This is a genomic window from Psychrobacter sp. Ps2, assembly GCF_022129405.1.
Classification (GTDB): Bacteria; Pseudomonadota; Gammaproteobacteria; order Pseudomonadales; family Moraxellaceae; genus Psychrobacter.
On the sequence record NZ_JADQAM010000061.1, the window covers coordinates 302,035 to 314,312 of the forward strand.

Sequence of the window (12,278 nt, forward strand, 5' to 3'; positions counted from 1 at the left end):
AGGAGGTTTATATAATTTAGTCACTATAACCCCTGTCCGATTCGCATGCTGCCATCTGGCATTATCGTAATCACCTCGCCCACTAAACGCGAATCATGAAGCACTTCAATGGTGACGGGCGTTGCTTGTCCTGTACCAAACCACAATACCTGCGGTACGTTTTGATCGCTAAACCAAGGCTGCAACGTTTGGGTTCGTCCCATATTTTGTAAACCGCTAGAATCCAAACTTTGAACTCTAATACTGACGCCAGTAGGCAGCTCAGGTAAGCTAACACCTGACTCGACCTCCCAACTTGGCGTTGGTTTTTGCTCATCAGTAGAGTCTGATAAACCAGCCACCTCTGCCGACAGCTCCATAGCATTCTTAGGCTGACTGTCGGTGCTATCTGGCGTCATCTCAGTCGTCTGGTACGCGACATATGGATTTGATAGGGTAACGATGACTGGCTCTACTTGACCTTGCTTATCTGCCTGCAAACGCAGACCTATTGGCTGCATACGCTCAGCCGACAATAGGCGAACGTAGCTCAAAGAATCGGTCAGATGCTCATAAAAAGCGCGGTTTTTGCGGGATTCACTGCTACCGACAGACAAACTCATTATGCCAGCAAATATAGACAAGATAACCACTACCACCACGATTTCCACCAATGTAAAACCAGCCTGTGTCCGACTGTTTATTGATGAGACTGATGATAAGTGATGAGCATCAGTTGATATGGAGACGCAGCTGCGACAATGGTCTGTAGGTCTTGTAACTAAGCAGCTTGACTGAGACGTTTGACTAACTAGAGTAAAAGAGCAAGTAGCCGCTGAACTGGACTGAGTCTTGACAGTGACCTGCATATTGCACCTATAAGCTCAATTTTAATTGTCGCAGAATGAGAAAGGGGGTTTGAAGAATATTAGAAGATATATGAATTCGTGCTGCAATAGTAAGCATTACAACACGATTTATTAAAACCAAGAAAGGTTCACAACCCAAAAATTACTTGCTAGTTTATTAATAGTTCCTTTACTAAGAGCTACTTTACCAATAACTACTTTAGTAATTGGTATTACGGTGCTCTTCTGATTCAGTATCGATTTGCTCTACCAGCTCTTGCATATCCTCATCCATGACCTCTTCATCATCAGCAGGATAATGGCTTGGCAACTCTAGCACTTGCTGAACAAAAGCATAACGCAGCGTATCACGGCGACCTAAATAGCGTTGGTAAAAGCTTGAGTTTAAGAGCCCTGCACCGCCCTGACCAATCGCCCAAATAGACGATAGATAATCACGAGTACTCAAATTACTGTGCTCATCTTTTAGGTATGCGCTAATAATATCAATCAAACGCTTCATGCGCTGGCGACGGATATCATATAACTCACCAAACAAACGATTGAGCCCAGTCACTGATGCTGCCAGACGCTCTTCAATTTGGTTCAATAGCATGGCTTTTTGCGGATTGAATAACTGCTGAAAAATCATACGGGCGACACCTGCCGACGGGCAGTCATCAATACGGTTAATCTCAAACAATTGCTCTTCGTAACGAATAATAATACGCAGATAAAGCTCATCTTTACTGGAGAAATGCTTGTACAGGGTGCCTTTAGCCAAATCGAGCTGATCTGCCAAACTGTCTAAAGTGATATCACCATCGCCTGACTCAAGTAGCAATTGTTCTGCCATCGCTAAGATGTTCTCTTCTCGTGCCTTGAACTGGTGCTGACGACTCATAATCTCTCCTAAAACATGACAAGATTAAGCATATGACCATCAATTATGTGCGTACATTTGGCAATGAGCGTATAAAACTATACAAGAACTGCTGAAATACCATAAAAGGGATATGCTTATATTTACAAATAGTCATTGATAATCATATAGTTACATTTAGTAAATCAAATACTAAAGGGGATTGAACTATACGACTATCACATAAATGACTGACTGGTCATAGCATAACCATTTTAGCGATACTGTGCCAGTAAATTTTCAAAGTTTTTTGCGGTTAATGCTCCGACCTCGTTACTATCACAACCATACATATCTGCGATAAAGCTCGCGACATAAGGTACGTAGGCAGGCTCATTGGGACGACCACGCTTAGGCACAGGCGCCAAATATGGACTGTCGGTCTCAATCAAGATTCTGTCTCTAGGCATGTGCCTTGCAGCATCTTGGATATTTTGGGCACTTTTAAAGCTAACAATGCCTGAGAAGGAAATATAAAATCCTAAATCTAAAGCACGTTTCGCAGTCTCCCAATCTTCAGTAAAGCAATGAATAATACCATGCTCAGCGCCTTCACTCTTTAGGATATCGATCGTATCTTCTTTTGCGTCACGCATGTGTATGACAAGCGGTTTTTTTAGTTGCTGACTGGCATGGATATGACGTGCAAGACTGGCTTGCTGCTCTTTTTTATTTTCTGTAGACCAGTAGTAATCTAGCCCTGTCTCGCCTATTGCCCATACATGATCTTTATCAGCAGTCTCTATTAAACGCTCAACCGTCGCTGATTTCAGTACATCAATATCTTCACAGGGATGAATCCCTACACTCATCCCTAGATTTAGTGTCTCGTCGCCATAGGTGCTCACAATATTGGCAATCTCATCATATTCTATAAAATCACACATGATTGCCATCGCACGGGTAACATTAGCAGTTTTCATGGCGTCAATTGCGCCAGATAATTTACCATCGTATTTCGTCAAATCTAAACGGTTAAGATGACAATGAGTATCTGTAAACATAAATAATCTCGTTGTTAAAACTTTCTCAATTAAAAGTCTGGGAATTGAAAATTTAAATCTTGTTTGCATTGATTGCTGTGAAGGAAGCTGTTTTCAAGTGGCATCGTATTTCCTACTTTTAAAAACCTATTCACTAATGCACGTCTTGATACACATCCTAATACAATCGTTAATTAAGAGGCACAACTCGCATCACCTCTTCTATGGTTGTCACGCCTTCACTAATACGTTTTGCCCCTGATAAACGTAATGGCTGTAGACCTTCTCGATAGGCTTGTTGTTTGAGTACATCTAAGTTTGTATCGGCTGCGACCAGTTTTTTTAATTCGTTAGACAACGGCATAATCTCGTATAGGCCGACTCGTCCCTGATAACCAGTATGTCGACAATGCTCGCAGCCTTGAGCCATATAAATTTGTGCTGGGGCAGGCGCACGCCAAGGTTGTACCAACTCCTGCCATTGAATGGCAACCTCGCTGTCTGGCACAACGTCTACCGCTTTTTTGCAATGCGGGCATAGTGTACGTAATAAACGCTGTGCCATCACACCTAAGATAGTCGCTGATGTCAAAAACGGTTGAATACCCAAATCATGCAAGCGAGTGATTGAACTTGGCGCATCGTTAGTATGTAGTGTCGAGAGCACCAAATGCCCTGTCAATGAGGCTTGTACTGCCATATTGGCTGTTTCAGCATCACGAATCTCCCCCACCATAATAATATCAGGATCTTGACGCATCAAAGAGCGAATGCCGTCAGCAAAGTTTAAATCGACACCTGGATTCACTTGCATCTGGTTAAATGCAGGTTCAATCATCTCAATAGGATCTTCGATGGTACAGACATTAACTTGTTCAGTCGCTAGCTGCTTGAGAGTACTATACAAGGTCGTGGTCTTACCTGAACCTGTAGGCCCGGTGACCAAAATAATCCCATTTGGATGAGCAGTCAACTCATGCCACGTTTCAAGCTGCTTACCCGATAAACCAAGCTGAGCGAAGGAACGCACCAGCACTTCAGGATCGAATACCCGCATGACCAACTTTTCACCGAAAGCGGTTGGCATAGTCGACAAACGAAGTTCTGTCTCTAGCCCCTTTGGCGTTCGCGTCTTTAAACGACCATCTTGCGGTTTACGCTTTTCTGCAACATTTAGCCGTCCTAGAATTTTGATACGTGCGGTCACCGCGACGATGATTGCCAATGGCATCTCATACACCGTATGGAGTACACCATCAATTCGGAAGCGAACCTTACCTGTCTCACGACGTGGCTCTAAATGGATATCACTAGCTCGTTGCTCAAAGGCATATTGCAACAGCCAATCAACGACTCTGACAATATGCTGGTCATTGGCATCAGGGTTGGTATTGTCACCCAATTGTAATAATGCTTCGACATTGGTCACATCGGCAGCTGCACGTTTATGGACACTGTTTGCGCCTGCAATCGCTTGGGTGACTTGATAGAACTCTTGCCGATAGCGTTTAATCTGCTCAGGATTGATATAGACCGTACGATAGCTTTTTGATTTGATTAACTTTTCAATACTTGAGTGCCAGTCAGTATAAAAAGGCTGATCCGTTCCGATAACCACTTCGTCTACAGCGACCTCAATCGGTAAAATATGCTGCGAGCGTGCATATTCAAATGACATCAATTGTGTGACCGCAGGGACATCAACTTTTAGAGGGTCAATACGAACGAGAGACATGTCTGCTTTAGCCGCCAACCATTGGTTGAGCCAAGCCAAAGTTAATTTATTTTCAGCGCTATTGTCCGCCGCATGGCCATTAGGCAAGCCAAATTCACTAATCGTTAGTAGAGGGTGCTGCGTTTTGTCGCGACGGCTAGTAATGACTAGGTTATAGCCGCGTTGGTCAATCACTTTATCTGCCAATAGCTCATCTAGACACCAACGCAAATCAATTACTATCGAGTACTGTTGAGCAGACATATCTCTCTTCTTCTATTGTTTTAAAATGTGTTGTCAAAAATGATATCAGTGCAAGCCAGTTAGATTGCAGCTACGGCAGTTATCTGTAGCTGTCCTGATGCTATCAACTGAAAACTCACATCAACGGATTTATAACGCATAACAAATGGCGTAGCGATCTCTGTCCGTCGATAAGCTGGACGCGGGTCTTGGGCAATTAGCGCTTTAATAATGCTCATATCTGAGGCTACTAATTGATTTTGTATACGATGAATCGTAGACGCAACTGTCGCACTATTCGATCCAGTGTTTGCGTCTTTAATACTTGTATCATTGTTATTAGCATCACTAGGCTCGCCTGCGCTTACTAGCATCATAAACTGTTCGTTAGCAGCATCGGTCACGGTTACGTTTAATAATTCTGGAGCAGTTGGTGCAAATCCACTCTCTGTCTGAATCAACGCATCACTATAGGCCACATATGGCTTTATATCGATGATTGGCGTGCCATCTATCATATCAGCGCCTTTTATAATCAATAGTACACGGCCTTGAACTATTTTGATTTGCTCGAGCTTGACGACAGATAGGCCTAACCCCGAAGGACGATACATGCTTCGACTGGCAAACACCCCTATTTTTTGATTACCGCCCAATCTTGGTGGGCGTACTTGAGCGCGAAAACTAGTACTGGTTTCATTGTTGTTTTTATATCGATAATTATGATGAAACTGCCAACTCACCCATATATGACTAAACTTGTCCAAGCTATCAAATGCAGCTGGCGTATCATATGGCGCTAACATCTCAATGACGCTAGTCAGAGCGACTAGGTTTGGCTGGCGCGGCGCACCAAATTTTTGCGAAAGCGGAGCACGGTGATAGCCAATAACAGGAGCTTGATGGTAGTTATCTAACAGGGGATTCTCATCAAGCATAGACCAACTCCAGTAATACAAAACTGTCTTGATAAAGCAGTTTTGCCAAATGATACAAAATTACTCACTAACGATATTCCATTTTATCATGCTAGACAATCACTGCTAGACGGATTTTTATTTTAAAGTTTGGTATTATGAGCAAGAAATTTGATGAGAGTCATTTACATTTGGATGATATGACCAGTAATGCTTTCATCGTTGACGCAAATCTACTATGTCTAATGGCGTAATAGATAGCTGTATATAAGCTGATAAACCAGCTGTATTACACTTACTCATCATTTACTCGTTCATAAAAATAGCAGTTTCGACAACGATTAAAAGACTGATACGTTTTTATAATGTTTAATTTAACATTGAAAATTCTGATTTAATACTTATTCAAACTTAACACACAAGTAACAACTTATTAACGAGGACTTTATGTCAAAACTTCGCACCGAAACGGTCACAGAGGTTCATCACTGGAATGATTCTCTATTTAGTATCAAAACCACTCGTGACGATGGCTTGCGCTTTCGTAATGGCGAATTTGCGATGATTGGACTTGTTGTTGATGGCAAGCCACTACTACGCGCTTATTCAATTGCCAGCCCTAACTATGAAGATCATTTAGAATTCTTCTCTATCAAAGTTCAAGATGGTCCGTTAACTTCACGCTTACAGCATATCAAAGTAGGTGATGAGCTGTTAGTCAGTAAAAAGCCAACGGGCACACTAGTATTGGACGATCTGCTACCAGGTAAGAATCTGTATATGCTTTCTACTGGTACTGGCCTTGCTCCGTTCTTGTCACTAGCACGTGATCCTGAAGTGTATGAGCGTTTTGACAAAATCATCTTAGTACATGGCGTACGTCATGTTCATGATTTGGCTTATCGTGAAATGTTTGAAAATGAGCTGCCTAATGATGAAATCTTTGGTGAATGGTATCGCGAAAAATTCATCTATTATCCAACTGTTACGCGTGAAGAATTTAGAAACCAAGGACGTGTCACTGATTTGATGAAATCAGGCAAATTGTTTGAAGATATTGGTTTACCACCAATGAACAAAGACGACGACCGTGTCATGCTTTGTGGCAGTATGCCGTTTAATGCTGAGGTTTCTGCTATTTTAGATGACTTTGGCTTGACTGTTTCACCACGTATGGGTGTGCAAGCAGATTACGCAGTTGAGCGTGCCTTTGTCGGCTAGAATGATGCTATTTAGCATCATTAGAATAAATGAAAAATTGTATAAAATAATACTTGACGCATGTAAATAGGCTGCTATAATACGCAGCCTATACAGTCAACACTGTAGCCCAATTAGATAATATTTAGTCAATAGCTATTATCACCTAACATGCCAGTGTGATGGAATTGGTAGACATGACGGATTCAAAATCCGTTGCCTTTAAAAGCGTGTCGGTTCGAGTCCGACCACTGGTACCATTATTTAGTACAAATTAGCCTCCTTTATCGGAGGTTTTTTTGTGCTTATTATTTATATTTGTTTTAATAAATTCCTAGCTTGTTTATATCGATACTTCAAATGGCATGACAGCGCTTATCTTAATCGGTACCGCATAACTCCATGGCATGCCAGCACTACAATAAAAATATCCATCATTAAATGACACAATATAAGCGGTAAAATCATTACCACACTGATCCATCATCGCTTGTTCATCGCTTTCATCACACACCGCACACCATATATTTTCATCACCCCGCGCTAGCATTGCTCGCGTCAAATCGCTCCCTTTTAATTCATGACTCATCATCAGCTCCTTAATTATCTTGAACTTTCTCATTACTATTTTTTTAGAAAGTTAATTTGCCAGTACTCAATTTATAAGTTTGGTATGAGCTATAAACAATGTTTTATCAGGTAAATAAAATTCCTATAAAAAACCATTTATTACTTTCATAACTATTAATTGTTTTGGTTAATATATTGTAAAACGATAGCATTAGAACTGTAACATATAACTATAATATTCATGATGTAAGGCAATAATATTCAGACAGGCGGTATGGAAAATCTGAAAAACTTAAGGTATGTACCATACAGAACATCTATTAGTAAACATATGTTAACTATATTTAATTTATTAGTATTTTAACGCCATATATCTCTGACTATTAACCTTACACTATATTTAATTATTGATATATAAATTATTCGCATATTGCCATATTTTTATGGTTCTATATTCGAAAAATCTCTTTATAGTTTAATAATCGATACTGAAACAGAAGTATTGAGTAATGTAAAATATTAACCATGAAAACTCCTACAGCATCCAGTCCACGTAAAATCATTCATATAGATATGGATGCGTTTTATACCAGTGTAGAACAACGTGACTTCCCAGAATTACGGGGCAAACCACTAGTGGTTGGTGGAGACCCAAATGGACGCGGTGTTGTAGCAGCGGCTAGCTATGAGGTTCGTCAGTTTGGAGTGCGCTCAGCTATGTCTTGTTATGAGGCTCGCAAACGTTGTCCAGAAGTCATATTTGTCAGACCACGTTTTGAAGTATATCGAGCTGTTAGCAGCGATATTCGCAATATCATGTACAGCTTAACGCCTCATGTTGAGCCATTATCGCTAGATGAGGCTTATCTCGAAGTCACTGGTCTCACCGTACATAAAGGCTCAGCGACATTAATGGCCAATTGGTTAAGAGCACAAATATTACAACATACAGGATTGACTGCTTCTGCTGGCGTGTCTTTCAACAAGATGTTGGCCAAGATTGCCTCTGACATCAACAAGCCTAACGGCACCGCTATTATCACACCAGAAGACGCTGATGCTTTTATCAGTACACTACCTATTGAACGATTTCATGGAATAGGTAAAGCAACGGCAAGACGATTACATGCGATGGGCGTGACTAACGGTGCTGATCTACGCCGTATGTCAGCCGAAGTATTGATTAATGAGTTTGGTAAGCGAGGACAGTTTTATCATGATATCGCTCATGGTCGCGATGAACGCGCTGTCAAATCTGAGCGCCTGCATAAGTCTGTTGGTTCGGAGACTACTTTTAGAGAAAACCTAAACGATGACACGGCGTTACGTGTACAAATCTATGAACAAAATGCGGATGCCTTCGCGCAACTGCACAAAAAAAATCTCATCGCTCATACTATAACGCTCAAGGTTAAGTATGCCGATTTTACTCAGATTACCCGTACGCACACGCTGACCACCGCTTTTAGTAGCGCTGAATCTGCACATTACTGGTTAGACAAGTTATTCTTAGATATTCCGCGCCAGCTCCCTATCCGATTAGTCGGGGTCACTTTTTCGTCATTGGCACCTGCAGCCCAACTATTGCTTCAATTAAATTTATTTGAATAAAATAATTGAAAGCTAACGTGATAAACATTAGGACAGTTAAATATTTTTGCTTAGGCTATTTAAGTAATTCAAATATATTTTGTGCACTTTGGCTACTTAGTAAAGCAACCTTTTATAGCAGTATTTCTGCTACAATTATGCCAAAATTTCTATCCATTTAAAGACTGATTATGACCAACGCTCACACTGCATCTTCCGATTCTAATGCCCCGCTTGATACCAATAACAATAGTGACGTCTTAGATTATCTAAGCGTGGAAGATTACGACTATGACCTACCAGATCGTTTGATTGCGCGATATCCATTAGCGCAGCGTTCTGCTTCAAAACTTTTGTACTTGCCTGCTCACACTGACACAAATGCTACGCCTGTAGAAGATTGTTTGTTTTCTGAATTGCCTGAATTATTAGACGCTGGAGACCTGATTGTCTTTAATGATACAAAGGTGATGAAGGCACGCCTATTTGGTCTAAAAGATACTGGCGGTAAACTTGAGGTTTTGATTGAGCGATTGGTTACTGTCTCAGACTTAGATGTAGCAACACTGCATTTAGAAGATTCAGATAATAAGTTAGTCAATCAAGAATATATTGCCCTTTGCCATGTTAAAGCCAGTAAAGCACTGAAACTTGGTCAACGTTTTCAACTGGCTGATGGTCATATGAGTGGCGCGATGATTGGTCGTCAGGACAATTTGTTTATTTTAGCCTTTGATGCGCCAATATTGCCTGATTTAGAACTCTACGGTGAGTTACCTATCCCGCCTTACTTTGAACGTCATGCCGATGACACTGATAATACTCGTTATCAAACGGTGTTTCATGATCCCGCTAAGCTTGCAAGCGTCGCTGCACCGACAGCAAGTTTGCACTTCGATGACTTGGTGCTTAATAAATTGGCAGAAAAAGGTATCAATACTGCTTTTGTGACATTGCATGTTGGCGCTGGCACCTTTGCGCCAGTTAAAACAGACAATCTACTTAATCATACTATGCACAGTGAGTATGCACATCTGCCACAAGCAACTGCTGAGCTGATTAATCAAACGCATGCAAATGGCAATAAGGTTATTGCTATTGGTACCACGGTGACTCGCGTCCTTGAAACGGCGTATCAAAAAACGGCTATTAATGGACAAGCACTCTCTAGCTGGTCAGGGGACACAGACATCTTTATTTATCCAGGGTTTAAATTTGGTGTCATTGATCGACTGTTAACAAACTTTCATTTACCCAAATCGACGTTGCTAATGTTAGTATCAGCTTTTTCTGGCAAAGCATCGATTGAACATGCCTATCAACATGCTATTGAAAAAGAATATCGATTCTTTAGCTATGGCGATGCGATGTTACTTGATAAGAAAATAAGCTGAACATTAAATAAACATTTATGCATTGGACGCAACAGTTGTGAAATAAACTGGTAAACTAAACCGTACTTTGTTATAACAGCAAAGATAACTTATTTTGTAAAGGACTGCTCATGTCTTGTCATTTATCTCGTCGCTTGACTCCTGTACATCGCGCGGTATCGATGGCATTACTTTATTCTGTAAGTTTGGCCGCTATTATTCCAAGCGCGCAAGCGGCAACTATCGGTAAGACAGTGGTTAGCTCAGCTCAGCATGAACCTTTGAACGCAAGTATCGTGGTCACTGACATACGAGCGGCTGACTTTTCAGCGAGCTTGGCCAATCCAGTTATCTATCAACAGATGGGCTTAACGCCGACTGATTCAATGCAGGTGCGTTTTCAAGCAACTTCAGCGACCAGTGGTCAGGTATTAATCAGCACATCACAGCCTGTGTCCAAGCCTTTTGCTGATTTGGTGTTGTCGATCAATGATAATGGGCAGCAAAATGTCGTACCAAAAACATTATTAATGCCGTTAAACGATAGTCTACCGATTAATAATGCTTCCAAGAACAATATCAAAGGCACTCAGAAACTTAATTTACCAAGTGTTTCTGCAAGCGCTGCAAAACCGTTAACCGTAAGAAAAGGTGCGCCGCCGCCATTAATATCGGTATCTAACGCTGCTGCAAATAAACCAGCTCTAGCAAACATAGCATCAGTTGATTCTTTCATTTCCAGATCAGTGTCTAAGATACAAGCTCCAACAGTGACAGCTACTTCGCAGGCTAGCAACCTTACTTACGCGCCTAGTCGGCTTGATAATGGGCGCTTAAATAGCGACTCTGATATAAAAAACACTAGCAGTGATGTAAAGAAGACTGATAACGGACTTAGTTCAGCGAACCGTTTAGATAGCAGTTCCTTAAATGCAAATAACAATACTGAAACTACGAAAGCTGTCATCAATGACAGCGCTAAGGCAAGTGTTAAAAACACTCCTATTTTAGATAAAGTATTGATCGATAAACCACTCGACACCCTAAATATTCAAGTCACACGGCAGATACAACCGAGTCGTAAAAAAACAGACGCTGACGCCTCACCCGTACCTACTCTGATTCCTAGTATCATCGCAAGCAATACTGAGAAAAATGCTACTAGCGTTGTGGCAGCTTCTATTGGCAATGCAACGTCGAAACCCCCTAATAGCGCTATTAATAATGTACCTTCAAATGATAGAGCAACAGATAGCTCGACAATCAATCAATACCAAGTACAACGTAACGATAGCCTATGGATCATTGCCCAACAGATAGCGCAAGAAAATAACTTAGATACTTCAACTGTGATGAAGCAAATTCAAACACAAAACCCTGATGCCTTTATCAATAAAGACGCCGATCAATTAAAAGCAGATGCTAAGCTTATTTTGCCCAGTTATGATGTCATACCATCGCAAAAAAACTTAGAAGCAGCTATCGATGCACAAAGACAATATATTCGCAGAGCAAATACAGCGGCGATGCAAAAAACAGCTCAAAGACCTTTTAAAAAACCCTCTATAAGTACGCAAGCGGTCAAACGCCCTGAGAAAGCCACGACAACTAAAACACAGACCTTATCAAAAGCACAATTTTCCGTGCTTGCGCCTGGGCGAGATGGCAATGCAGATGGCACTCAAGCAAAAGCGGCATCAAACACAGGGAATGGTTTGAGTACAGATATATTAGAGACACTTAAAGCATCGCGGCGGCAGGCAGCATCACAGGCTCAACGATTATCAAGTACGAGTAGCACTCTTAGTAGCTATACTAAAAAAATTCAATTACAAAACCAAAAATTGGCTGAGCTACAGGCTCGTCTCGAAAAATTACGTAATCAATAATTGCCTAACTGACTCATACATTAGATTGTGATCACAGGCGTAGGAATAAC

10 protein-coding genes and 1 tRNA gene are annotated in these 12,278 nt (G+C 41.2%); 5 read left to right on the forward strand and 6 right to left on the reverse strand.

Translation table 11 applies throughout. The features are described from left to right. Positions 1-23: 23 nt before the first annotated feature. The 5 genes from I3254_RS12915 to tsaA form a co-directional block, all read right to left on the reverse strand. Positions 24-722, reverse strand: a complete 699-nt coding sequence (locus I3254_RS12915; protein ID WP_346015399.1) for a prepilin-type N-terminal cleavage/methylation domain-containing protein — start codon at positions 720-722, stop codon at positions 24-26. A 325-nt stretch (positions 723-1,047) separates the two neighbouring features. After that, complete coding sequence (locus I3254_RS12920; protein ID WP_057759351.1) at positions 1,048-1,731, reverse strand: TetR/AcrR family transcriptional regulator; 684 nt, start codon at positions 1,729-1,731, stop codon at positions 1,048-1,050. A gap of 233 nt (positions 1,732-1,964) precedes the next feature. Then, positions 1,965-2,753 carry a TatD family hydrolase gene (locus I3254_RS12925; protein ID WP_238053141.1) on the reverse strand — a complete coding sequence of 263 codons (789 nt, stop codon included), beginning with the start codon at positions 2,751-2,753 and terminating at the stop codon, positions 1,965-1,967. A 169-nt stretch (positions 2,754-2,922) separates the two neighbouring features. After that, complete coding sequence (locus I3254_RS12930) at positions 2,923-4,710, reverse strand: GspE/PulE family protein (protein ID WP_238053142.1); 1,788 nt, start codon at positions 4,708-4,710, stop codon at positions 2,923-2,925. Positions 4,711-4,769: 59 nt separating this feature from the next. After that, complete coding sequence (gene tsaA, locus I3254_RS12935) at positions 4,770-5,627, reverse strand: tRNA (N6-threonylcarbamoyladenosine(37)-N6)-methyltransferase TrmO (protein WP_238053143.1); 858 nt, start codon at positions 5,625-5,627, stop codon at positions 4,770-4,772. 426 nt (positions 5,628-6,053) lie between these two features. On the opposite strand from tsaA, the gene I3254_RS12940 reads away from it, so the two are divergent. Both I3254_RS12940 and I3254_RS12945 read left to right on the forward strand, forming a co-directional pair. Then, positions 6,054-6,827, forward strand: coding sequence for a ferredoxin--NADP reductase (locus I3254_RS12940; protein WP_101205461.1), 774 nt, complete (start codon positions 6,054-6,056; stop codon positions 6,825-6,827). A 152-nt stretch (positions 6,828-6,979) separates the two neighbouring features. Further along, positions 6,980-7,066 (forward strand) — tRNA-Leu (locus I3254_RS12945). Between the two features lie 83 nt (positions 7,067-7,149). Here the strand turns inward: I3254_RS12945 and I3254_RS12950 are convergent. Then, a complete protein-coding gene (locus tag I3254_RS12950; RefSeq protein ID WP_057759343.1) occupies positions 7,150-7,395 on the reverse strand; it encodes a hypothetical protein in 246 nt (81 codons plus the stop codon). Between the two features lie 506 nt (positions 7,396-7,901). Between I3254_RS12950 and dinB the strand changes: the two genes are divergently transcribed. From dinB to I3254_RS12965, 3 genes are all read left to right on the forward strand, one after another. Then, positions 7,902-8,987, forward strand: a complete 1,086-nt coding sequence (gene dinB, locus I3254_RS12955; protein WP_238053144.1) for a DNA polymerase IV — start codon at positions 7,902-7,904, stop codon at positions 8,985-8,987. Between the two features lie 170 nt (positions 8,988-9,157). Next, positions 9,158-10,360 (forward strand): tRNA preQ1(34) S-adenosylmethionine ribosyltransferase-isomerase QueA, encoded by a 1,203-nt coding sequence (queA, locus tag I3254_RS12960; RefSeq protein WP_238053145.1) that lies wholly within the window; start codon positions 9,158-9,160, stop codon positions 10,358-10,360. A 110-nt stretch (positions 10,361-10,470) separates the two neighbouring features. Further along, on the forward strand, positions 10,471-12,228 hold the full coding sequence (locus I3254_RS12965) for a peptigoglycan-binding protein LysM (RefSeq protein WP_238053146.1): 1,758 nt from the start codon (positions 10,471-10,473) through the stop codon (positions 12,226-12,228). Positions 12,229-12,278 lie beyond the last annotated feature (50 nt).

Coding starts and splice junctions, on each gene's coding strand:
- dinB (WP_238053144.1), top strand. CDS start 7,902: ATGAAAACTCCTACAGCATCCAGTCCACGTAAAATCATTCATATAGAT.
- queA (WP_238053145.1), top strand. CDS start 9,158: ATGACCAACGCTCACACTGCATCTTCCGATTCTAATGCCCCGCTTGAT.
- I3254_RS12930 (WP_238053142.1), bottom strand. CDS start 4,710: ATGTCTGCTCAACAGTACTCGATAGTAATTGATTTGCGTTGGTGTCTA.
- I3254_RS12925 (WP_238053141.1), bottom strand. CDS start 2,753: ATGTTTACAGATACTCATTGTCATCTTAACCGTTTAGATTTGACGAAA.
- tsaA (WP_238053143.1), bottom strand. CDS start 5,627: ATGCTTGATGAGAATCCCCTGTTAGATAACTACCATCAAGCTCCTGTT.
- I3254_RS12940 (WP_101205461.1), top strand. CDS start 6,054: ATGTCAAAACTTCGCACCGAAACGGTCACAGAGGTTCATCACTGGAAT.
- I3254_RS12950 (WP_057759343.1), bottom strand. CDS start 7,395: ATGAGTCATGAATTAAAAGGGAGCGATTTGACGCGAGCAATGCTAGCG.
- I3254_RS12920 (WP_057759351.1), bottom strand. CDS start 1,731: ATGAGTCGTCAGCACCAGTTCAAGGCACGAGAAGAGAACATCTTAGCG.
- I3254_RS12965 (WP_238053146.1), top strand. CDS start 10,471: ATGTCTTGTCATTTATCTCGTCGCTTGACTCCTGTACATCGCGCGGTA.